The sequence below is a fragment of the Acidovorax sp. 56 genome, from assembly GCF_002749705.1.
In the GTDB taxonomy this organism is placed as follows: domain Bacteria; phylum Pseudomonadota; class Gammaproteobacteria; order Burkholderiales; family Burkholderiaceae_C; genus Acidovorax.
In genome coordinates this window covers 3,596,410-3,618,414 of the sequence record NZ_PEEV01000001.1, presented here as the reverse complement: position 1 = coordinate 3,618,414, position 22,005 = coordinate 3,596,410, and the positions used below count along the sequence as shown (strand labels likewise).

Genomic DNA, 22,005 nt, shown 5'->3' with positions numbered 1-22,005 from the left:
TGGTCCAGACAGGACATGAACCTGCCCCCGCTTTATGCCAAAGGTCGATGTTGTGGAGACTAGCTGAATGACCGCAAACGAGCTTCGCAACGATTAGACGCAGCCATCACCGAATGACTCAGTTCAGTCTGAAGCAGCCGCCTTAGACGCACCTGCGCTGCCGCGTGTTTTGTCGCACTTCAGCTGTAGCTCATGGCTGATAGCTCAATTTACGCCATCGGTTGCAAGTCGACTCACTGCACCGATTAGCCGCCAAACGATGGCCTCAGCAGGTCTCGACTCCGGGCGGTGATTCGCGGCTAGTGGGGTTGATGCGCCCCCGACAGACGCAAAAGTCAGTCCGCTACTCCGACGCGCCCGCCGCCCGTTCAGCCGCCTCCTGCCGCAGCCGGGCTTCTTCTTTCGCCTTCTTCCCCTGGTCGTGGTGCCATTTGATGGCGTAGAACATGCACGTGCCAAACACGATCACCTTGAAGGTGATGAAAACGACTGGGACCCAATCCATGGTTTGATTTTTCCTGGCTGTTGATGGGCGCTGCCATGTGTGCAGTGCCCTGCTGGCGCCCGTAGCACCGTTGTAGGCGCGGGGAATGTGGAGCGGCAAGCAGGGGGCGATGTTACCGAGCCTGCGAGCCGCGTGGCCACATCAGTTGGTTGCACAGGGGTGCATAGCAGATGGGCCGCAGCCCTGCGCGGCCTGCCGGGATAGCGCCCCAGCAATAGACCGCATGCGTAGCAGCACCCCGTGAACCACTACCGTGGCTGGATGAAGCTGCTGGAGCGGGTGCGCTGCTGCTGCGCATCTACCAGCGACTGCACCTGCAGGGCCATGGGTGTGATGGTGGACACGCCCCGACCAGGGTCCGCGCCGCTTGTGGAGCGGTAGGGCTGCACCACCGCCACGGCCACCGTGCGCTCTTCGCCTGATGCGATGACCACGGGCTCTTGCGGCGGCATGCGCAGTGGCGTTTCGCCCGCCAGGGCGATGCGGTAGGCGTGGGCCTGGGTGTCGTAGTTCTGGATGTGCACGCGGTAGATGTTCTCTACATCGCCGTTGCGCAGCTGGCGCGCCATCACGCCCCGATCGCGCACCACCTCGACCTGCAGGGGCACGCGCCAGGCCACCGTGGCCACCACGGCCAGTGCCGTCAGCCCCAGCAGCGCAAAGTACACCCGCACCCGGCGCTGGCGCAGGGTGTGGCGCCAGTCGGCGCCCTGCTGCGAGGCAAAGCGGATGAGTCCCTGGGGCTGGCGCGCCTTTTCCATCACGCGGTCGCACGCATCAATGCACAGGCCGCAGCTGATGCATTCGTACTGCAGGCCGTTGCGGATGTCGATGCCTGCGGGGCACACCTCCACGCACAGGTTGCAGTCCAGGCAATCGCCCCGGCGGGATGGTTGCACGGTGCTGGCCGCGGGCACCGATGCACGCATCGCTGCTGTATGCGCCGCTGCGTTCGCTACCGTGTGGGCCGTGCTGCGGCGCGGCTCGCCACGGGGCACGTCGTACACCACCGACTGCGTTTGCGGCGTAGCCATCACGCCCTGAAAGCGCGCATAGGGGCACATGTGCTGGCAGACCTTTTCGCGCAGAAAACCCGCCTGCGCCAAGGCAAATGCGGCGTAGCCCAGCATCAACGTGGACTCGGCCCCACCCAACTGGCCCTGCCAGGTGCGCTGCCACAGTGCAGGCGCGCTGGAGAAGTAGGCGGTGAGCGTCCAGCCCAGCGCGAGCGACACCATTGCCCACAACGCCCAGGTGAGCAGCCGCCGCGCCCACAGCGCGGCGATGACAGCTGGGGCGCCACTGGCCTGCCTGCGCTGGCGCTGGCCGGGGGTGCCCTGCACCCGCTGCTCAATCCAGATGAAAAGCGCCGTGTAGACCGACTGCGGGCACACAAAGCCGCAGAAGATGCGGCCACCCACGGCAGAGGTCACAAACAAGGCCAGCGCCCCACCGATCAGCAGCAGCGTGAGCAACAACAAATCCTGCGGCCCAAACAACCCACCAAACAAATGCACCTGCTGGCGCACCAGGTCAAAGCTGACCAGCGGCCGCCCCTGCCACTGCGCCCAACACAGGCCAAAGAACAGCATCTGCGTGATGCCAATGGACCACCAGCGGGCCCGGTTGAAGCGCCCCGCAATCGCACGGATGCCAAACTGCAGCGTGGAGTTGGGAGGGTAAAAATGGATGGGCTGGGCGCGTGGCGCGGCGGCGGATGACATGGCTGGCTCCTGCGGCCAGCGGGGTGCCAATGCACCCCCACACAGGCCGCCTTGTGTACCAGCTAGTAGGCCTGCGATGGGCTAGGAAAAACAGCGGCAGAGGCTGCGGTTAGGGGGCATAGCAGCAGCGGATTCAGCCGCTTTGCTCCTACCCAGCCGCCATTCCTCGCACCAACCCACCCAGCACATGCGTAGCCCGCGTGATGTCGTGGGCGGGGGCTGCGGCGAAGTTCAGGCGGATGCAGTGCGCAAAGCGCTGGTCGGCGGAAAACAGCTGACCGGGCATGAGGCTCACGCCCGCTTGGAGCGCCTTGCGCATGAGGGCCAGGGCGTCGATGTGGGAGGCCAGCTCTAGCCACAAGAAGTAGCCACCCTGTGGACGCGTAACGCGGGTGCCTGCGGGGAAGGATTCGGCGATGGCGTCGATCATCACGTCGCGTTGCAGGGCCAGGGTTTGGCGCAGTCGGCGCAGGTGCAGGTCGTAGCCGCCTTGGGCCAAGTAATCAGACAGCGCGGCCTGCGGTGGCACGGAGGCCGAGAGGCTGCTCATGACCTTGAGGCGTTCGACGGCCCGCGTCCAGCGCCCAGCGGCCACCCAGCCCACGCGGTAGCCGGGGGCCAGGGTTTTAGAGAACGATGCGCAGTGGATGACCCAGCCTTCGGGGTCAAACGCCTTGATGGGGCGCGGCTTGTGGGCGCCTGCGTACAGGTCGCCGTACACGTCGTCTTCGATCAGAGGCACCTGGTAGCGCGCCAGCAGGGCAGCCAGGGCTTGCTTGCGGTGCTCGGGCATCAGCGCGCCCAGCGGGTTTTGGAAGTTGGGCATGAACCAGCAGGCCTTGGCTTCACCGCTGGCCAGGGCGGATTCGAGCGCAGCCAGGTCCACCCCTTCGCTGGCGCTGGTGGGCAACTGCAGGGCGCGCAGCTTCAGGCGTTCAATGGCTTGCAGCGGGGCATAGAACGTTGGCGCCTCCAGCAGCACGAGGTCGCCCGGCGAGGTGACGGCTTGCAGGCTGAGGTTGAGCGCATCCATGGCGCCGTTGGTGATGACGATCTCGTCCACCTCGGCGCGCACGCCATCCACCGCGTAGCGCTGCGCAATTTGCTGGCGCAGGCGCAGGTGGCCGGTGGTGAGGTCTTCGATGAGTTTGTGCGGTGGCAGGCGGCGCAGGGCCGTACCCATGCAGCGGGCCAGCCGATCCAGCGGGAACAGGGCTGGGTCGGGGAAGGCCGAGCCCAGCGGCACCACGTCTTTGCGGCGCGAGAGGTTCAGGATCTCCACCACCAGGTCGTTGATGGCCACGGTGTGGGAGGTGAGCGATGGGCGCGAGGTGTCCGGCCCTTGCAGTGGCTCTTGCAGGCGCGGCAGCACGTAGTAGCCCGAGCGCGATCGCGCCTGGATCACGCCGCGCGATTCGAGCAGGTAGTAGGCTTGGAAGACGGTGGACTGGCTGATCTTGCGCCGCTCGCTGCACAGACGCACCGAGGGCAGCTTGTCGCCCACGCGCAGCGAGCCCGATCGGATCAGGGCGTGGATTTCGTCAGCGAGTTGCTCGTATTGCGTCATGGTGAGGGAGCGCACGGCCCGCGCCCCAGGAGGATGACGCGGCCTGCTGTGGACATTCTAGGAGCCGCGATGCGCGGTGACGCGCCCAGGCGCGGCGCATGCTCACAGCAGCGTTTCAGGCGCGGCAATGAGCGACTGGTACAGCACGCCCAGCGCCAGCCGCACGGGCTCGGTCTGTTGCAGCAGGCGGCTGTCGCCCAGCCATTCGTCAGCGCGAAAGAAGGCTTGATCGACCCGCACGCGGGCCGGGCAGGTGTTGTGCAGGTGGGGCAGCAGGGTGCCGGGCTCCAGGTGCACGCCGTCTTCCTCGCTTTGCAGCACGGCCCAGCCAGCGGAACCTGGCGTGGGTGCAGGCATGTGCACGGGCACGATGAGCGAGACCCCGTCGGCCTGCGCATTGGCGACCGACTGCACCCAGCCACTGAGGCGCAGGCCGAGCGCACCGTCCTGCGCAGTGAGCGCGGGGGCATCGAGCGACAGGGGCGTGGTGGCTGCGCGCTGGAAGCTGAGCAGGTCAGGCAGCAGGTGCTCACGCAGCGCCGCGTTGAAGGACTGCACCAAAAACTCGATGGCGGTGCGCTGGCACCAAAACAGCACCCCAGCCGACAGCGACTGGGCGCACAGCGAGCGCATCAGCAGCCCCAGCTCTTCAGGCCCACCCCCCAATCCACCCATGTGGGTGGGCACGGCGCAGCGCAGGTAGTCCACCGGGATGGCGGCACGCAACGACCGGGGATGGGCAACGTGAAAGGCGCTGGAAGACTGCATGGGCCGATGGTGCGGTAAGCAGGCGGGGCTGTGCCATGGCAGAGGCGCACAAAACGGACCGTAGCAGGCAGGATGCAAAAGCCTGCGCAAAAACCCGTTTCAAGGGCATCGGGATGGAGAGCCTGCTGACATGGCGGTGTCAGCAGGGGAGCCGCACCATGCGATTTAGCTTTTTCATCACGCGCTTTGACGCAAAGGAGGTTCCCATGAACAACGCCATCACCTGGTTTGAAATCCCCACCCCACACATCGACCGCGCCCAGGCTTTTTACGAAGCCGTGCTGGGCCAGAGCATGCGGCGCGAGGTAATGGGCCCGCAGTGCGAGCTGGCAGTGTTTGCGTACAACCAGGGCGCGGGTGTGGGCGGCGCGCTGATGACGGGCACCGCCGCTGCGCAGCCCAGCGGGCAAGGCACAGTGGTGTACCTGGATGCATCGCCCTCGCTGGATGCAGCACTGGAGCGTGTGGTCGCACAGGGTGGCAAGATCGCATTGCCACGCCAGGCGCTGCCCCCGGGCATGGGGTTTTTTGCGCACATCCATGACCTGGACGGCAACCGTGTGGGCTTGCACGCATTGAACTGACCTTTGAAAGGACAACGCCATGGAAACCCAGGAACTGCACCGCGGCCGGCTGATCGATCACGTCCAGCTGGTGGTGCGCGATCTCGCGGCCAGCCAGGCCTTTTACGCGGCGGCCTTCAAGGCCCTGAACGTGCCCATGGGCGGCGCCACGGCAGAGTATTTCTGGGCAGACGAGCTGTTTGTCTCGACCGCTGACAGCGTGGCTGCGCAGGGCCACCTCACGGGCCGGGTCCACCTGGCCTTCCAGGCGCAGGACCGTGACATGGTCCATGCGTTCTACCAGGCTGCGTTGGCCCACGGCGGGCAAGACAACGGGGCACCGGGCGAGCGGCCCTACCACCCCGGCTACTACGCGGCGTTCGTGCTGGACCCGGACGGCAACAACATCGAGGCCGTTTTCCATGGCGATGCGAAGCGCAGTGCGCCATCGGTCAAGGTCACGTTCTGAAGCAGTTGCATGAAGCAGCAAGCACTGTGGCCCGCTGCGCAGACTGCAGCCACATCCCTCTCAGGCGCGCGCCGCAACTGGATTGCGGTGGCCAGCGCCACCCACGCCCGCCGAGGCTGCGCCCAGCCGCAGGCAGGTTTCATGCAGGTCTGCCACGGCAAGTCTGCGCCACTCAAGCGCGTACAGGCGGGAGACCGCGTGGCCTACTACGCCCCCACCGTGACCATGGGCGGCGCCGACCGGTTGCAAGCCTTTGTGTCGATTGGCGTGGTGCTGCCGGGTGATGCGTATGCGTTTGACATGGGTGGCGGATTTTTTCCTTATCGCAAGGACGTGTCTTACCTGCCCGCACGCGAGGCACCGATTGCGCCGCTGCTGGACCACTTTGAGTTTGTGGACGATCGCCAGCGTTGGGGCAGCAAGTTTCGCTTTGGGTTGTTCGCCATCAGCGACCACGACATGGGCCTGATCGCTGAGGCCATGGGCGCATCTCTGCCAGTACTGGGTCTGTATTGCCCTCAGACAGCGGACTGAACCGCAGTCCACCGTTCACACTGAGCCTTTCGAGGCGCTGCGCAAGGCTTAGACAGGCTCAGCGTGAACGGATATTTCGCATTCAAGCAGGACTCTCACAACAGCCCTGCATCTAAACACCCAGGTAGCTTTTGCGAATCTCGGGGTTGCCCACCAGCTCGGCCATGCGGCCCTCGTGGGCGATCTGGCCTTGCTCAATGAGGTAAGCGCGGTCGGCCACGGCCTCGGCAAAAGGCAGGTTCTGCTCGCTCAGCAGCACGCTCACGCCCTGCGCCTTGAGCGCGCGGATGGTGCGGGCCATTTGCTGCACGATGAGGGGGGCGACCCCCTCGGAGGGCTCGTCCAGCAGCACTAGCAGCGGCTGGCCCATGAGGGTGCGCGCCACGGTGAGCATTTGCTGTTCGCCCCCACTCATGCGCCCGCCGGGGCGCTGGGGCATTTCGCCCAGGTTGGGGAAGAGTGCAAACAGCTTCTCGGGCGTCCACACCGGGGCGGGTGTGCCGTCGGGCCAGCGGCGCAGGGGCTGGCGGCCGACTTCCAGGTTGTCCATCACAGACAGGTCGGTGAAGATGCGGCGCTCTTCGGGCACATAGCCCAGGCCCAGGCGGGCAATGTCGTGCGGCTCGCGCCGCGCAATGTCTTGCCCCAAAAACTGCACGCCGCCGCGCCGCGCCACCATGCCCATGAGGGCCTTGAGCGTGGTGGACTTGCCAGCGCCGTTGCGGCCCATGAGGGCCACCACCTCACCGCGCCCCACCTGCAGTGACACGTCAAACAGGATCTGCGCAGCGCCGTACCAGGCGTTGAGGCCTCGCACCTGCAGCAGTGGCGCCGTTGCGTTTTCTGTCATGCGGCCGCCCCCACATCAAAGCCCGCGCCCAGGTAAGCCTCCTGCACGCGGGCATCGGCCTGGATCTGCTCGGGCGTGCCCTCGGCCAGCAGGCGGCCGCGCACCAGCACCAGCACGCGGTCGGCTTGGCCAAACACCACATCCATGCTGTGCTCGGTGAACAGCACGCCCATGCGGCGCTCGCGGGCGATTTGGCGGGTCAGCGCCATCAGGGCCTGTCGCTCGGCTGGGGCCATGCCAGCAGTGGGCTCGTCCATCAACAACAGGCGCGGGCCATGGGCCAGTGCCATGGCCAGCTCCACGCGCTTCACATCACCATAGGCCAGCGCGCTGCAGGGGCGGTCGGCCTGGGCCTGCATACCCACCTGCTCTAGCAAGGCCAGGGCATCGGCAGGCCGGTGCAGGCCCGCTGGGCGCCAGAAGCGGTAAATGCGGCGGTCGGCCGACAGCAAGGCCATCTGCACGTTCTCCAGCACGGTCAGCGAGGCAAAGGTCTCGGCGATCTGAAAGGTGCGGCCCACGCCGTGGCGCCAGATGGCGCGCGGCGGCAGGCCGGTGGTGTTGACCCCGCCCAGCAGGACCTGCCCCGCATCGGGCCGCAACTGGCCGCCCACCATGTTGAAGGTGGTGGACTTGCCCGCGCCGTTGGGGCCGATGAGGGCCAGCATCTCGCCAGCAGCCAGGTCAAAGCCGACCTGGTCAACCGCCTGCACGCCACCAAAGGCGCGGCTGAGACCGGTGACTTGCAGCAGGGGCGGCTCTGTCTTATCCACGCGAGCCCCTTTGATCTATAGAACCTGCATTACGGGCCTGCCAGCGCTGCGCTAATTGCTGACCAAAGCCTGCAATCCCCTGCGGGAACAGCAGCACCAGCACCAGCATGGTGGCGCCCAGCACGGCGCGCCAGTAGTCGGTGTTGCGGGCCACCGTGTCGTGCAGCCAGGTGAACACGGCGGCACCCACCAGCGGGCCCGACAGGGTTTGTACACCGCCCAGCAGCACCATCACCAGCCCATCGACCGATTTGCCCACCGACAGCCCTTCGGGCGAGATGCTGCCTTTGGAGAACACATACAGCGCCCCTGCCAGCCCCGCCATCACCCCGGCCACCCCAAAGGCCGCCCACTGCAGGCGGCGCACATCCACACCCAACGCATCGGCCCGCAAGGCCGAATCGCGAGCGGCGCGCAGCGCCAGGCCAAAGGGGGCCAGTAGCATGCGGCGCAGCAGCAGCACGGCGGCCACCACCACGGCAAGCGTGAGGCCGTAGTACGCCAGCGGATGCACCAACCATGCAGCCGGCCACACGCCCGTGAGGCCGTTGCTGCCGCCTGTGACGGCATCCCACTGGTAGCACAGCGCCCAGGTGATCTGCGCAAAGGCCAGCGTGAGCATGGTGAGGTACACGCCCGACAGGCGCACGCACAGCCAGCCGTACAGCAGCGCACCCAAACCTGCAGCCAGCGGGGCCAGCAGCAGCACCAGCTCCATAGGCACACCGGCGCTGCGCACCAGCAGGGCCGCAGCGTAGGCCCCCAGACCAAAGTAGGCCGCATGGCCAAACGAATGCAGGCCCGCCGGGCCCATGATGAAGTGCAGGCTGCTGGCAAACAGGGCGGCCACCAGCACATCGACCAGCAACACGGGCAGGTAGGGCCACACACCCGCAGCCAGGGGCACCAGCGCCAGCGACGCCAGCGCGGCCCAGCCCAGGCGGCGCAGGCCCACGCTGGCCGGGCGCAGTGGGGCCTCGGCCTGGGCCAGCGCACGCACCGTGGCTTGCGGGCGGCCCAGCAGGCCCCAGGGGCGCCACACCAGCACCACGGCCATCACCACAAATTCGACCACCAGCGTCATCTTGGACAGCGACAGGCTCACGCCCGCCACCTCCACCAGCCCGATCCAGATGCACAGCGCCTTGAGTTCGGCAATGACCACCGCCGCCACCAGCGCGCCGGTGATGGAGCCCATGCCGCCCACCACCACCACGACAAACGCCGCGCCGATGGTGAGCAGATCCATCTCCAGATGGGCTGGCTCGCGCGGCAACTGCAGCGCCCCGGCCAGCCCTGCCAGCAAGGCACCCAGCGCAAACACCGAGGTGAACAGCCAGGCCTGGTTGACGCCCAACGCGCTCACCATCTCCCGGTCTTGCGTGGCGGCGCGCACCAGCGTGCCCCAGCGGGTGCGGTGCAGCAGCAGCCACAGCAGGCCCAGTACCACGGGGCCCACGGCCATCAGGAACAGGTCATACACCGGGAACTGGCGGCCCAAGATGCTGACGGCACCCTCCAGCCCTGGCGCGCGGGGGCCAAACAGCTCTTCAGGCCCCCAGGCCCACAGCACGGCGTCCTTGATGACCAACACCAGCGCAAACGTGGCCAGCAGCTGAAACAGCTCGGGCGCACGGTAAATGCGCCGCAGCAGCGCCACCTCGACCACCGCCCCCAGCAACCCCGTGACCAAAGGCGCCAGCAACAGCGCGGGCCAAAAGCCCAGCGCAGGCGCGAGCCGCTCCACCAGCGTGTAGGCCAGGTAGATGCCGAGCATGAAGAACGAGCCATGCGCAAAATTGACGATGCGCATGACCCCGAAGATGAGCGACAGCCCCGCCGCCACCAGAAACAGCGACGAGGCCGAGGCCAGCCCGTTGAGCAGTTGAACGACCAGACCGGAGAAGCTCACAAAGATGGGGTCCGTTGCAGGGCGAGTCGAGGGGGGTGGATCAGGTCAGAGCGGTGCCACTCAGGCGGCTTCCGTTGACCTCAATCCGCCGGGCGCAGCTTCTTGACTTCCTCGGCACTGGGCTGAAAGCGTGCGCCGTCGGCGTACCGAAAATCCACCATCACGCCCTTGCCGCCATCGTTGCGGGTCTTGCCCACAAATGTGCCCATGGTGGACTGGTTGTCTTCTGGACGGTAACGGATACGGCCAAAGGGCGAGGTCACTTCGAGCCCCTTGAACGCCGCGATGAGTTTTTCGGTATCGGCACCGCCAGCCTTGCGCATGCCTGCAGCCAGCGATTGCACCGCCGAATAGCCCACCACCGAGCCCAGGCGGGGGTGGTCTTTGAACTTGGCCTGGTAGGCCTTCAAAAAGGCCTGGTGCTCCGGCGTGGTGATGCCGTACCAGGGGTAGCCGGTCACGGTCCAGCCGTTGGGGGCTTCGTTCTTGAGCGGGTCCAGGTACTCGGGCTCGCCCGTGAGCAGGCTGACCACTTCGCGCCCCTGGAACAGGCCGCGCGTGTTGCCCTCGCGCACAAAGCGCGCCAAATCTGCACCGAAGAGCACGTTGAACACGGCATCGGGCTTGGCGTCGCCCAGGGCCTGCACCACGCTGCCCGCATCCACCTTGCCCAGCGGGGGGGCCTGTTCGGCCACAAACTCCACGTCGGGCTGGGCCTGCTTGAGCAGCTTTTTGAAGGTGGCGGCGGCCGACTGTCCGTATTCGTAATTGGGGTAGACGATGGCCCAGCGCTTCTTTTTGAGCGCAGCCGCCTCAGGCACCAGCATGGCCACCTGCATGTAGGTGGAGGCACGCAGACGGTAGGTGTAGCGGTTGCCGTTTTCCCACACGATTTTGTCGGTGAGCGGCTCTGCGGCCAGGAAGAACACCTTTTTCTGCCGCGCAAAATCCGTCAGCGCCAGGCCGATGTGCGACAGAAAGCTGCCCATGAGCACATCCACCTTCTCGCGGGTGAGCAGCTCATCGGCAGCGCGCACCGCGTCGCCGGGGTTGGCGTTGTCATCGCGCACGATCAGCTCGATCTTGCGGCCAGCAATGCCGCCTGCTGCGTTGACCTCTTCCACGGCCAGCTCCATGCCCTTTTTGTAGGGTTCCAGAAACGCGGGCTGGGCCTTGTAGCTGTTGATTTCACCGATTTTGAGGGTGCCCTGCGCCAGCGCAGAGCCTGCCAACAGGCCCAACCCGACCAGGGGTGCCCAGGTTCGGAGCAAAGCGGTGCATAAGGGCATGACTTTTCTTTCGTTTGAATCAAAGGCTTGAGGGCCGACAATGTACCCGCGCGCCCAATTGCCTGACAATAGGCGGGTTTGCCTGCTAGCCAAAGGCGCTTCGGCCCTCAGAACCTGTTCTTGTTGTGTACGCGCCAGCCAAGCTCTGTTGTTCCGCCAACGCTCGGTGTCTGGCGGCCGCTCCCTGATTCTCATCTCTGCAAGAAACCATGAGTGCTTTTCTCGAAGAACGCGTTCTGACTGTTCACCACTGGACCGATCGCCTGTTCAGCTTCACCACCACCCGCGACCCCGCCTTGCGGTTCTCTAACGGCCATTTCACCATGATTGGCCTGAAGGTGGACGGTAAAAACCTGCTGCGCGCCTACTCTATTGCGAGCCCCAACTGGGAAGAGCATCTGGAGTTTCTGTCGATCAAGGTGCCAGACGGCCCGCTGACCTCCAAGCTGCAAAACATCCAGGTGGGCGACACCATCATCGTGGGCAAAAAGCCCACCGGCACGCTGCTGATCGACTACCTGCTGCCCGGCAAGAACCTGTACCTGATCGGCACCGGCACCGGCCTGGCCCCCTGGCTGTCCATCGTGCGCGACCCCGAGACCTACGAGCGCTTTGAGAAAGTGGTCGTGGTGCACGGCGTGCGTGAGGTGAACGAGCTGGCCTACCAAGACCTGTTCGAAAAAGAGTTGCCCAACCACGAACTCCTGGGCGACATCGTGCGGGACAAGCTGATCTACTACCCCACCGTGACGCGCGAGCCCTTCCGCAACCAGGGCCGAATCACGGACCTGATCGATAACGGCACCTTCCCCGCCAACATCGGCCTGCCGCCGCTGGACCCGATCAACGACCGCGTGATGCTGTGCGGCAGCCCCGCCATGCTGAACGACCTGAAGGTCATGCTGGAAAAGCGCGACTTTGAAGAAGGCAACACCAGCACCCCTGGTGACTTTGTGGTGGAACGGGCCTTCGTCGAGAAGTAAGCCAAACGCTGCAGCCAAAACAAAGGGAGCCCGAGGGCTCCCTTTTTTCTTGCCAACGTGGAGCCCAGCTCACTGCTGCATGGCCACGTAGCCGGGCTGCGACACCGTCTGGTATTGCGGCTGGGGTTGCTGCGCTTGCGGCATGGCGCGTTCATCGGCCACCCGAAAGCCCTTGCCCTGCAGCACCACGGGGGTTCCCACCGCTGGGGGTTGTGCGCGGGTGAAAACGCGGCTGGAGCCGTCTTCCATGCGCACGCGCACTTGGTAGGTGGTTTGGGTGCGGGTGCGCTTTTCAATCTGGTGCCCTGCGTAACCGCCGCCCACAGCCCCCAGCACGGTGGCAGCGGTGCGGCCGTTGCCCTTGCCGATCTGGTTGCCCACCACCGCACCCAGCACACCACCGGCCACGGCGCCTACGCCCGTGGCGGGCGCTGCCTGTTCAATGGCCTGTACCGATTCGACCTGACCGCAGGTTTTGCAGATGCTGACAGAACGCTGGGCCACTGGGGTGCCCGCATTGCCCATGGCGCCATTAGGTGCAGGCTCGGGCCACGCCCCACCCTGCTGTGCCACCGGGCGTGGCTGGCCGCCCATCGGTGCCGCAGCGGCGGGAGCTGCTGAGGGAGCGGTAAATCCGGCCGCCTGAAGGCCCGGCCCCCCCTGCCCGGCAGGCAGTGGCTGCAGCGATGAGCCCAGCGCTGGCGCCGTCAGCCCCCCAGGCGCTGCGGCCAAAGCGACAGGCTGAGCGCCAGAAGAGGCCCCCTCTGCACCGGAGGTGCCGGTGTGCTGCACCACCAGCACCGTTGCCAGCGCCACCACGCAAGCGCCCAGGCCGCCAATGGCCACCCACATCCACTTGAGGGCACCGGGAGCACCGGCCGCGCCGGGCAGCACCATGGGGGTAGCGGGTTGCACGGAGAGTGTGTTTGCTTTGTGCATCGTTTTTCCTTTTCTTTCATTGGCCAGGGCCAGATGTGCCCCGCCGTACTTGCATGTGCCTAAGGTACACAGCCTGGACACCGAATGCAGGCCCTGGCCGGTAAGCGTTGTAAGAAGCTGTTCAAGGACGCGGATGGGACGCGCGGCCTTCCAGCTCCTGCCAGGCCCGGGCGCAAGCGGCAGACAGCAGCAGCACCGCGGACGAGAAGTAAATCCACATCAACACCACCACCAACGAACCAGCCGCCCCGTAGGCTGACACGACGGCCGCCTGCGACAGGTACAGCGCCAGCCCGTGGCGCCCCACCGTGAACAGCACGGCCCCGCACAGCGCGCCTCGCACCAGGTAGCGCAGCTGGGGTTTGGGCCCCGTGCTCATGCGCAGCAGCCCGGCAAACAGGGCTGCGCAAATGGCAAAACCTGCCAGTTCATTGAGCAGATGCAAGGCCGGCGCCACCAAGCGCCACGTCTGCGCCCAGGCCGCCAGCACATTGAGCAGCGCCGACACAGCCAGCGACACCAGCAGCAAGAAGCCAAAGGCCATCACATAGGCCACGCCACGCAAACGCAGCGACACCCCTTGCCACCAGGGCGCCTCAGCGCCCGACCCAGGCCGCTCCAAAGCCCACAGCCGGTGCAGCGCCGCCTGCAGCTCGCCAAACACCCCGGTGGCGCCAAACAACAGCACCCCCAGGGCCAGCAGCGACGCCATCACGCCCTGCGCGGGCTGCTGCGCGCTGGCCAGCGCCTGCTGCACCACGGCCGCGCCCTGCACGCCCAGCACCGTGCCAATTTGCGCGACCAGGCTGTGCTCCAGCTGGTCGCGGTCCAGCCACCAGCCCAGCAGCGCCACCAAAAACACCAGCAAAGGGGCCAGGCTCAGCACGCCATAGAACGACATTGCCGCACTCATGCGTGCGCCGTCGGCCCCCGACCACAGCCCTGCCACCCTGTGCGCCCAGCCCAACCAGGAGCGAACGCGCGGGGAAGGCGCTGCCCCGGTGGGATGAAGACGGCCCTGGGTGGGCTCAACAGGAGTCATCGGGCAAAGGTAATCCAGCCCCATTCGGGCGGCTGTCAGCGCAGCGCCGCGCCGCGCGTCAGCCAAAGCCGACAAGCCGGCCCGCGCCCCACCCTTGCCGGGGCCGTAAACTCACCCCCCAGTTCAGTTGGGGGAAGACAGGAGATTTATGCAAGTTCGCTGTGCACTGGTCGGCATGCCCGGCTCGGGCAAATCCACCGTAGGCAAGCAGCTCGCCCAGCGGCTCGGTGTTCCCTTCATTGACCTGGACCACCAGCTCGAACTGGTGCTGAAGACCAGCATCCGCAATTTCTTCGAGACCGAGGGCGAAGCCCGCTTTCGGGACCTGGAAGCCCAGGTGCTGGCCGAAACCACCGCCCAGGCCGGCGGCATGGTGCTGTCTACTGGCGGCGGTGCCGTGCTGCGCCCCGAGAACCGCGAGGTGCTGCGCCAGTTTGGCAACGTGCTGTACCTGCGCGCCTCGCCAGAAGAAATCTTCAAACGCGTCAAGCACGACCGCACCCGCCCCCTGCTGCAGGTGGGCAACCCCCTGCACCGCCTGCGCGAGCTGTACGCCCAGCGCGACACCCTGTACCGCGACACCGCCACCTACGTCATCGAGACTGGCCGACCCACCGTGCACACCCTGGTCAACATGATCATGATGCAGTTGGAGATGGCCCAGGGGGCCCAGGAGCCACAAGTGCCGCATGGCACACCAGATGCCCCAACCCCGCCAGGCAGGCCGCACTCCGACGGGCCCTGAATCAGACACTACAAAAACAATAGCTGCTAGCGCTTTATTGGTAAGCGCTAGCAGCTATTTTCTTATGAGACATTCGCTGCAAATGGCATGCCCCTACCGCGCTTGCAACTGCCCCTCAAACACACAGGCCGCGCCCCGGTAGGCGCCACAACCCGTCTCCGACACCCAGGCCTGGCGCCCGTTGGCGTCCACGCGCACCCGCACTTCGCAGGCGGCGGCGTCGGGTTCAGGCCGGTAGGGCTTGAGCACCAAGGTGCCTTGCTGCCACTGCCCCAGGCTGTCCAGGCCGCCGCTGCACTGCGGTGAGCCCACCGTGAGCGCAGCAGCCACGGTGCCACGCTCCGCATCCAACACGATGAGCCGCAACCGCAGTTGCCCCACCAGGGCCGGGCCATCCCACTGTGCCGCCAGCCGACTGGCTGGCAAGGCAGCGCTGGCGGCCGGGGCGGGCGCCGGGGCCTGCGCCCAGCAGGCGGGTAAGGCGGACACCAATGCGGCGAACAACACCTTTCGAGCCCCAGCGCGCGCGACGCTGCGCACGGCCCCTACAAAACGCGAATGGAGGTGAAGGCGAGCAGGCAAAGTCATGGCGGTGGCAAAAAATTTCAGCGGAAGTTGGCGGGCACGATGCGTTGCTCAATGTACTGCCACAGGTAGGCGGTATAGGCCTTGGCCGCACTGCCTTCGTGGGCGTCGATCATCGATTGGCGCTTGTCGGCATCGGCGACATGGTTTTGCAGCAAGCCTTCCGCACGCGCATCGGTCAGCGTGCCTTTGAGGATTTGCGCCGCACCGCCCGCCCCTTCGTGGTGCACCAGGTAGATGTACTGCGCCTTCTGATCTGCGGGCAGATCGGCAGGGACCAGAGGGGTGCCATCGTCCTTGGTGCGGGCGCTCAGCTGGGTGAAGTAGCCCTTGTCCAGCTCAGCCGCAGCCACGATCGAGGTGGTGGCGTCAAAGCGCAGGTCCAGCAGCCCAGCGCGGTCCACCACCTGGTTGGCGTCGTTCACCAGCCCCAGGGACTTGGCCTGTTGATTGACGTAGCTGCCGGGCTTGGTGGCCGACTCGATCCAGGTGCTTTCCAGAAACTGCGTCAGCCCCCCAGCCTTGCTGGTGGTGTTGTAGCTCTGCGGGTCCCAGGTGGCAGACAGCTCACGGCGCACGGCCTTCCATTCGGCGGCATCGGCCTTGCCCAGCTTGGCTTTGGGGTCGAGCTGCGGGTGCAGTTCGTTGAAGAAGCGCTGGTTGGTGGCCTCGTCCAGCCGCTTGCCGCGCAGCGGGCCGGCTTCGGCCGATATCACCGCCGCAATCGTAGCGCGCGGGTAGCCCGTGCGGTCGGATGCCAAGGTGATGGCGTCGCGGTAGACCTCGTTCACCCCCAGGCGCAGCGGGTCCGTCCGGTCGCGCTCGGCCTGCCGCAACGCCGTCAAAGCATTGGGGGCAGGCACGGTGCCAGCCCCCCAAAACGGCGTGGTGTTGGCACTTTGCGCAGGGGTGCCGTTGTTGCCGTTCTGACTGCTGGCGCTGGGGTTGTGGGTATCGGCCTGCGCCAGCAGGACGCCGGGCTGTGCAGCCGTCGAGGTGTTGCCGCCGACAAGGGTGTCACCCCGAGACACGCTGGAGTCTGCCGCAGCTGCAGCCGTGCCACCGCCAGGAAACGCCCAAGTGCTGGTGTTGGTATTGATTTGCATGGTGAAGCGCGACGGGCCGCAGAACGGCCCGTTTCCATTGTTGCAACTGGCGATGATTGCCAGGAAGTGGCTGGGGCTGGGGCCGGAGCGGGCTGCATGGCCTGCCCCAGCCCAGCTCCCTGCTGCCCTTTACCGCCCCTTACTGCTTGCGCGCCATGCTGCTCATGCCTTCGCCCAGCGACTTCAGCGCCGTGTTGAACGCATCCGTGAGCAGCTTGAACTCCTGGCTCACCGCCTGGAACTCCGCATTCGTCGCCTGCATCTCCTTGGCCTGGTCTTGTTCGCTGCCGCCCGAGTTCTCCTTGAGCTTGTTGGACAGCTCCACCATCTTGGAGGCCTTGTTGCCCATGGCCTCTCCCATGGCCTGTGCAATCGCCTGCAGCCAGCTCTTGGCACCTGTCTTGCCACCGCCGCCGCATTCCTTGCCCATGTCCGAGGTGCCTTCCGTCATCTGGCGGCGCACGCTGTCCACGATTTGCTTGGCAATGTCGTCCACTGCGCTTTGGATGCCCCCACCTGCGGCGTCCGAGATCGCTTCGTCTGCGCCTTCGCTGGGCTTGTGGCAGTCTTGCAGCACTTTCTCAATGGCCTGGCTGATGGCGTCCTGCAGGAATTTGGGCATGCCGTCTTCGCGCTGCAGGGTTTGCGTGGCCTGCTGGGCGCCGCCGCCCATGATGGTGCTGACCAAGTTGGTGGTGGCGTTGAGGATGTTCACGGGCGAGAAGCCTTCCAGTGTCTTGCCCATGTCCGAGCCGCCCAAGAGCCCGCTGACCATGCCGCCCAGGAACTGGGAGCCGATTCCGCCGAGCAAGCCGCCCATGCCGCCACCACCCATCAATGCGGAACCCACTACGCCTACTGCTGCACCCATGTTCAACTCCTTCAATTGGTTTGGCTCTGTGGCCGTGATCGGTATCGTCCTTGCCTGGACCCGCAGGACCCGGTGTTGCACTGGGGCCTGGGGCCATTGCGCAGGGTGGTGCCTTGATGTGTTGGCAACCCTTTGCAATGGCCTCGATTGAATCGGCTTTGCCCCACCAAAGCTATACAGGCGATTCCCAGCTAGGAATCGCCCTAGCTGGGAAGAACACCTATGCCGAGCGGTTCCGCGGTCGTCCAGACCCCCAGGCAAAATCACCGCCACACCCACCCCACACACACCCCAGGGAGCCCCATGAACCCCACCGCACTGGCGCGCCTGCGCGCCGTTCTGGAACGCGATGTCGCCCAAGGCCTGCTGCCCGGTGCGGTGGCGCTGGTGCAGCATCGGGGCCACACCGTGTTGCACGAAGCCGTAGGGCTGCAGCGCCCTGGCGCCGACAGCCCCGCCATGGCGCTGGACACCGTGTTCCGCATTTACTCGATGACCAAGCCCATCGCCTCGCTGGCAGCGCTGATGCTGATGGAGGAAGGCCGCTTGCTGCTGGCGCAACCTGTGTCGCACTACCTGCCCGCCTTCAAGGGGCAGCAGGTGTACCAGCCCGCCACCGGCGCCCTGGCCCCTGTCGCGCGCGAGGCCACGGTGCACGACCTGCTGCGCCACACCGCAGGCCTGGGCTACGCGTGGGACACCGGCCCCATTGCCGAGCAGTACCGCAGCGCCCGCGTGGGCTCGCGAAGGCACAGCAACCAAGAATTGGCAACAGCTCTGGGCCCGCTGCCGCTGCTGCACCCACCCGGCAGCTGCTGGGAATACAGCCGGGCCACCGATGTGCTGGGCGCGGTGATTGAGCAGATCGAAGGCGCCCCGCTGGGCCAGGTGCTGCAGCGGCGCATTCTGGAGCCCCTGGGCATGCACGACACCGGCTTTTCGGTACCCGCCGCCAGCCGCCATCGCCTGGCCGAGCCCTTTGCCCACGACCCGCAGACGGGCGCGGGCGTGACGCTCATCGATGTGGACGCACCACCCCGTTTTGAGTCGGCCGGGGGCGGCCTGGTCTCCACCGCTGGCGACTACGCCCGCTTCTTGCAGTTGATGCTGGGGCGGGGCACGCTGCACACCAGCGCAGGCCCCGTGCGCCTGGCCAGCCGCGCCACGGTGGACTTCATGGCTGCCGACCATATCGGCGCCCTGCCCCGCGCAGGCGGCATCCTGCCCGAGGGCTACGGCTTTGGCCTGGGCGTGGCGGTGCGCACCGCCACCGGCAACGCCACCCGTCCCGGCAGCGCCGGGCACTACAGCTGGAGTGGAATGGGTGGCACCTTCTTCTTTGTGGACCCGGCCGAGGACCTGTTCGCTATCCTGCTCACGCAGGCACCGGGGCAACTGCAGTACCTGTGCGAGCTGTTTCCCACGCTGGTGTACGCCGCGCTGTAGCCCGCAAGGCAGGGCAAGCCCCCGCAGCACTTTGCGCTGCCAGGGCCCCTGCATCGCACATTTGCCACCACGGCGGGCCACCACTTTGGCACCCGCCCCAGGGCGGTCGGGCCTAGCATTCATCCCATCCGGTGCCCCTGCGCACCCAAGGGGTTGCCACACGCAGGCCCAGGGTGCAGGGGGCGTCAACCCACACCACACTGCACACCCTGCAAGGCCTGCCATGACCCGCAAACTCGTCACCTTCCACTTCGACCAACTGGGCGAGCCCCGCGAATCCCGCCCGCCTGCCGATCGCGTCATTGAGGGCGACATCGTCTGCCGCAACTGGGACATCGACAGCGCCAAGGACGGCAAGGTGCGCGCGGGTGTTTTTGAATCCACGCCCGGCACCAACCGCTCCATCAAAGGGGAGACCTGGGAGTTTTGCTACATCCTCAGCGGCGTGGCCGAGATCACCGAAGACGGCCACACCCCCATCACCTACCGCGCGGGCGACTGCTTCATCATGAAGCCCGGCTACGTGGGCCAGTGGCGCACCCTGGAGACGGTGCGCAAGGTGTGGGTGGCGGCTTGAAGCCAAGCACGCACTGCGCCTGCGAAGGCTTCAACCCAATTGACCTCTAGCGCTTGTCCAAAAAGCGCAAGCAGCTCTTATTTTCATAGCGATCGCATCCCCATCACGCAAAGCGCCATGGACTCAGGGCTCCTTGCAGGCTGAGGCGGCGGCCAATGTGGGCTCCACCGACACCCCGGCGCGTTTGGACGCATCTTCCTTCAAGACCGTGAGGTAGCAACGCTCGGTGTGGGGTTCAAAGTCCACCAGGTACTTCTGGCCCGCGGCAGGCACGAGGCTGACGCGTGCGTCGCAACGGAACACGACGTTGTTGCGCTGCTCGTTGTAGTACACGCTGATTTTCACCCGGCGCCCCGCAGGGATGGGGGCATATCCATCACCATCGTTCGCGGGCTTGTACAGCGCACCATCCACGCACAAACGTTTGTCCCCGACGCCCTGGATGTTCAGACGCGCTGTGGGCGCTCCAGGCGCCGCCCGGTACTCGGGCAGCGAGGCACAGCCCGCCAACCAACCCGCTGCCAACACCGTCGCCATGTACCAACCGCGCTTCATGGGGTCACCCCTTTCTTCACGCCAGGCCCCAGTCGGGCTAGCACCTCTTTGGTGTTTATCAGGCCTTGCGCGGGCGCGTTAAAGAACAAGATGTACGCATAGGCGCGGGCGGGCGCAGTGAACGTAACCGGCAGGTTGCTACTGGTGCGCTTGTCCAACGCTGCCGCCAGCAGCGTGGGGTACAGGGCGAAATAGGCCTTGTTTTCGCGCTGGGCGATCTCGGCGCACCGGTACACGAGGTAACGGCCCACAGCCTCATTCTCGGTCAATAAATTGCCATGAAAACTGACCTTGATGAGCTCTCCCGGCCCTTTGACCTCCCGGTAGCCAAAGGTGCCCGTTCCAATCAACGCATTGGACGAACCCTGATAACCCGTGGCACAACCAGCCAGCAGCGCTACAGCCACTGCAGCCGCAGCCGTCCCAGCCAGTGGCCTGGCTTTTCGCTTGAACACAATAGTTCCCTCCGTGTGGATTGATGGCCCACTGTCGCCTCTGACGGGCATTCACGGCGACCGCCTCTGCAGTCGCCGTGTTTGGGCCGGGCGTAGTGGACCACGGAGGACCAACAGAATCGGGGTTCTAACGGTTACGGTTGTTTGGGTTTGTAAACGGCCGGTGCCGCATCCACCGCCCGCTGCATCGGCGCATGCTGCGCCATCAGCCCAGCGATCCAGTCAATGAAGACGCGCAGCTTGGCGCTGACGTGGCGGTGCGGCGGATAGGCCACGGACATCGGCATCGCCTCCATTTGCCAATCGGCAAACAAGGGCTTCAAGGCGCCAGCCTCCACATGCGCGCGTGCCATGTAGTCGGGCAGCCACAGCACCCCCAGGCCCGCCAGGCCTGCAGCCAGGTAGGCATTGCCGTCATCCACCGCACACACATAGCGCCCCTGGGCCTGCACTTGCTCGTGGCCCCGGCGCATGGCAAAGGGCAGGGGCTTGCCGGTGCGGGCCCACACAAAGCCCACCGTGTGGTGGTGCGGCCCCTCCAGCTCCGTGGGGTGCTGCGGCACCCCACGGAGCTGGAGGTAGCTGGGGGCGGCATAGACGCGCAAGACCAGATCGCCCACATGGCGCGCGATGAGCGAGGGGTTGGTGAGGGTGCCGCCACGCACCACGCAATCGACCTTGTCACTCACCATGTCCACCACCCGGTCGCTGACGCCCAGGTGCAGCTGGATATCAGGGTATTGGGCATGGAAGGCGGGCAGTGCGGGGATGAGAACGAGGCTGGCCAGCGGGCTGGGCACATCCACCCGCAACCGCCCCCGGGGCGCGGCCACGGCGCTGGAGAGGCTGGCGTCCGCCTCCTCCAGATCCGCCAGCAGGCGCACCACCCGCTGGTAATAAGCGGCGCCGTCGGCGGTGAGCTGCACGCTGCGCGTGGTGCGGTGCAGCAGCTTCACACGCAGGCGGGCTTCGAGTTGCTGCACCAGTTGGGTCACGGTGGTGCGGCCCATGCCCAAGGTGTGGGCGGCTTTGGTGAAGCTGCCCGATTCCACAACGCGGGCAAAGGCCTGCAGGGCGTCAAAACGGTCCATGGCGGCGGGGGCAAGGCGCACACGGCGCCGCCCATTGTTGATTGTTTGGAAATGAAGAACAGTGCTGCGCAGATTAGCCTGTTTATCAGAACAGCGCTCGCTTCTACAGTGCCTGCATCACCACCCCTCCCCGCATGAATGAAAGGACTCTCCATGCCCACCCGTGACGTCGTGTTTCCCGCAGGCCGCCAGGCGCTGTACGAGCGCAACCGCTATTCGCCCGCCGTGCGCGCCAATGGCTTTCTGTTTGTCTCTGGCCAGGTCGGCAGCCGCGAAGACGGCTCGCCCGAACCCGATGTGGCCGCCCAGGTGCGCCTGGCATTCACCAACCTCAACGCCGTGCTGCAAGCGGCAGGCTGCACGTTTGACGACGTGGTGGACGTGACGATGTTCGTGGTGAACCCCGAGGCGAACTTCGACACCGTCTGGGGCATCGTGCCCGAGTTCTGGGGCGAGGCGCCCTACCCCACACTCACCGGCATTGGGGTGACGTGGCTGTATGGGTTTCAGTTCGAGATCAAGGTGATTGCCAAGCTGCCGCACGCCTGAACGCCAGATGGAGTGATCCCACACGGCAGAAAAAAGGCTCCTGCACAGGAGCCTTTTAAGGTCATAACAACGTCTAGCGCTTACCCAATAAGCGCTGATAGCTATTT

24 protein-coding genes are annotated in these 22,005 nt (G+C 65.9%); 8 read left to right on the top strand and 16 right to left on the bottom strand.

All coding sequences use genetic code 11. The features are described from left to right. Nucleotides 1-343 precede the first annotated feature (343 nt). From CLU88_RS23130 to CLU88_RS16050, 4 genes are all read right to left on the bottom strand, one after another. Nucleotides 344-505, bottom strand: a complete 162-nt coding sequence (locus tag CLU88_RS23130) for a hypothetical protein (RefSeq protein WP_199173464.1) — start codon at nt 503-505, stop codon at nt 344-346. Between the two features lie 248 nt (nt 506-753). Further along, nucleotides 754-2,229 (bottom strand): cytochrome c oxidase accessory protein CcoG, encoded by a 1,476-nt coding sequence (gene ccoG, locus CLU88_RS16060; RefSeq protein WP_099657447.1) that lies wholly within the window; start codon nt 2,227-2,229, stop codon nt 754-756. Between the two features lie 148 nt (nt 2,230-2,377). Continuing rightward, nucleotides 2,378-3,796, bottom strand: coding sequence for a PLP-dependent aminotransferase family protein (locus CLU88_RS16055; RefSeq protein WP_099657446.1), 1,419 nt, complete (start codon nt 3,794-3,796; stop codon nt 2,378-2,380). A 102-nt stretch (nt 3,797-3,898) separates the two neighbouring features. Further along, nucleotides 3,899-4,642, bottom strand: a complete 744-nt coding sequence (locus CLU88_RS16050) for an acyl-CoA dehydrogenase family protein (RefSeq protein WP_255410666.1) — start codon at nt 4,640-4,642, stop codon at nt 3,899-3,901. A gap of 128 nt (nt 4,643-4,770) precedes the next feature. Between CLU88_RS16050 and CLU88_RS16045 the strand changes: the two genes are divergently transcribed. From CLU88_RS16045 to CLU88_RS16035, 3 genes are read left to right on the top strand one after another with little or no spacing between them, the layout of a single operon-like run. Further along, nucleotides 4,771-5,148, top strand: coding sequence for a VOC family protein (locus tag CLU88_RS16045; RefSeq protein ID WP_099658945.1), 378 nt, complete (start codon nt 4,771-4,773; stop codon nt 5,146-5,148). Between the two features lie 19 nt (nt 5,149-5,167). Next, on the top strand, nt 5,168-5,596 hold the full coding sequence (locus CLU88_RS16040; RefSeq protein WP_099657444.1) for a VOC family protein: 429 nt from the start codon (nt 5,168-5,170) through the stop codon (nt 5,594-5,596). 9 nt (nt 5,597-5,605) lie between these two features. Then, on the top strand, nt 5,606-6,130 hold the full coding sequence (locus CLU88_RS16035) for an EVE domain-containing protein (RefSeq protein WP_099657443.1): 525 nt from the start codon (nt 5,606-5,608) through the stop codon (nt 6,128-6,130). Nucleotides 6,131-6,242: 112 nt separating this feature from the next. On the opposite strand, the gene CLU88_RS16030 is transcribed toward CLU88_RS16035, so the two are convergent. The 4 genes from CLU88_RS16030 to CLU88_RS16015 form a co-directional block, all read right to left on the bottom strand. Continuing rightward, entirely contained in the window at nt 6,243-6,980 is a 738-nt protein-coding gene (locus CLU88_RS16030) for an ABC transporter ATP-binding protein (RefSeq protein ID WP_099657442.1), read from the bottom strand. Then, nucleotides 6,977-7,753 carry an ABC transporter ATP-binding protein gene (locus tag CLU88_RS16025; protein ID WP_233205504.1) on the bottom strand — a complete coding sequence of 259 codons (777 nt, stop codon included), beginning with the start codon at nt 7,751-7,753 and terminating at the stop codon, nt 6,977-6,979. Before CLU88_RS16025 ends, CLU88_RS16030 begins: the two co-directional genes overlap by 4 nt. Beyond that, a complete protein-coding gene (locus tag CLU88_RS16020; protein ID WP_099657441.1) occupies nt 7,746-9,665 on the bottom strand; it encodes an ABC transporter permease in 1,920 nt (639 codons plus the stop codon). The genes CLU88_RS16025 and CLU88_RS16020 overlap by 8 nt, the downstream gene beginning before the upstream one ends. 80 nt (nt 9,666-9,745) lie before the next feature. After that, entirely contained in the window at nt 9,746-10,954 is a 1,209-nt protein-coding gene (locus tag CLU88_RS16015; RefSeq protein ID WP_099657440.1) for an ABC transporter substrate-binding protein, read from the bottom strand. Between the two features lie 209 nt (nt 10,955-11,163). On the opposite strand from CLU88_RS16015, the gene CLU88_RS16010 reads away from it, so the two are divergent. Next, nucleotides 11,164-11,937: a ferredoxin--NADP reductase gene (locus tag CLU88_RS16010; RefSeq protein ID WP_099657439.1), complete on the top strand. Its 774-nt coding sequence runs from the start codon at nt 11,164-11,166 to the stop codon at nt 11,935-11,937. A gap of 69 nt (nt 11,938-12,006) precedes the next feature. Here CLU88_RS16010 and CLU88_RS16005 read toward each other — a convergent pair whose 3' ends face one another. Then, on the bottom strand, nt 12,007-12,876 hold the full coding sequence (locus CLU88_RS16005; RefSeq protein ID WP_233205503.1) for a glycine zipper 2TM domain-containing protein: 870 nt from the start codon (nt 12,874-12,876) through the stop codon (nt 12,007-12,009). Between the two features lie 121 nt (nt 12,877-12,997). Continuing rightward, nucleotides 12,998-13,918 carry a YihY/virulence factor BrkB family protein gene (locus CLU88_RS16000; protein ID WP_099657438.1) on the bottom strand — a complete coding sequence of 307 codons (921 nt, stop codon included), beginning with the start codon at nt 13,916-13,918 and terminating at the stop codon, nt 12,998-13,000. 148 nt (nt 13,919-14,066) lie between these two features. On the opposite strand from CLU88_RS16000, the gene CLU88_RS15995 reads away from it, so the two are divergent. Next, on the top strand, nt 14,067-14,663 hold the full coding sequence (locus tag CLU88_RS15995) for a shikimate kinase (protein ID WP_099657437.1): 597 nt from the start codon (nt 14,067-14,069) through the stop codon (nt 14,661-14,663). 93 nt (nt 14,664-14,756) lie between these two features. Here the strand turns inward: CLU88_RS15995 and CLU88_RS15990 are convergent, their stop codons facing one another. The 3 genes from CLU88_RS15990 to CLU88_RS15980 form a co-directional block, all read right to left on the bottom strand. Beyond that, entirely contained in the window at nt 14,757-15,152 is a 396-nt protein-coding gene (locus CLU88_RS15990) for a hypothetical protein (RefSeq protein ID WP_143226027.1), read from the bottom strand. 116 nt (nt 15,153-15,268) lie between these two features. Beyond that, on the bottom strand, nt 15,269-16,354 hold the full coding sequence (locus CLU88_RS15985; protein ID WP_099657435.1) for a hypothetical protein: 1,086 nt from the start codon (nt 16,352-16,354) through the stop codon (nt 15,269-15,271). 139 nt (nt 16,355-16,493) lie between these two features. Next, entirely contained in the window at nt 16,494-17,225 is a 732-nt protein-coding gene (locus CLU88_RS15980; RefSeq protein ID WP_143226017.1) for a hypothetical protein, read from the bottom strand. Nucleotides 17,226-17,528: 303 nt separating this feature from the next. Between CLU88_RS15980 and CLU88_RS15975 the strand changes: the two genes are divergently transcribed. After that, nucleotides 17,529-18,671 carry a serine hydrolase gene (locus tag CLU88_RS15975; protein WP_099657434.1) on the top strand — a complete coding sequence of 381 codons (1,143 nt, stop codon included), beginning with the start codon at nt 17,529-17,531 and terminating at the stop codon, nt 18,669-18,671. Nucleotides 18,672-18,894: 223 nt separating this feature from the next. After that, nucleotides 18,895-19,248, top strand: coding sequence for a cupin domain-containing protein (locus CLU88_RS15970; protein WP_099657433.1), 354 nt, complete (start codon nt 18,895-18,897; stop codon nt 19,246-19,248). Nucleotides 19,249-19,371: 123 nt separating this feature from the next. Here CLU88_RS15970 and CLU88_RS15965 read toward each other — a convergent pair whose 3' ends face one another. The 3 genes from CLU88_RS15965 to CLU88_RS15955 all read right to left on the bottom strand — a co-directional run bounded on the left by CLU88_RS15965 (nt 19,372) and on the right by CLU88_RS15955 (nt 21,349). Continuing rightward, complete coding sequence (locus tag CLU88_RS15965) at nt 19,372-19,803, bottom strand: hypothetical protein (RefSeq protein WP_099657432.1); 432 nt, start codon at nt 19,801-19,803, stop codon at nt 19,372-19,374. Continuing rightward, nucleotides 19,800-20,258, bottom strand: coding sequence for a hypothetical protein (locus tag CLU88_RS15960; protein ID WP_143226026.1), 459 nt, complete (start codon nt 20,256-20,258; stop codon nt 19,800-19,802). Before CLU88_RS15960 ends, CLU88_RS15965 begins: the two co-directional genes overlap by 4 nt. Before the next feature lie 134 nt (nt 20,259-20,392). Next, nucleotides 20,393-21,349, bottom strand: a complete 957-nt coding sequence (locus tag CLU88_RS15955; RefSeq protein WP_099657430.1) for a LysR family transcriptional regulator — start codon at nt 21,347-21,349, stop codon at nt 20,393-20,395. A 153-nt stretch (nt 21,350-21,502) separates the two neighbouring features. Between CLU88_RS15955 and CLU88_RS15950 the strand changes: the two genes are divergently transcribed. Further along, the gene (locus CLU88_RS15950; RefSeq protein ID WP_099657429.1) at nt 21,503-21,898 is read left to right on the top strand and encodes a RidA family protein; all 396 of its coding nucleotides are present in this window, start codon (nt 21,503-21,505) and stop codon (nt 21,896-21,898) included. The last annotated feature ends 107 nt before the right edge of the window (nt 21,899-22,005 follow it).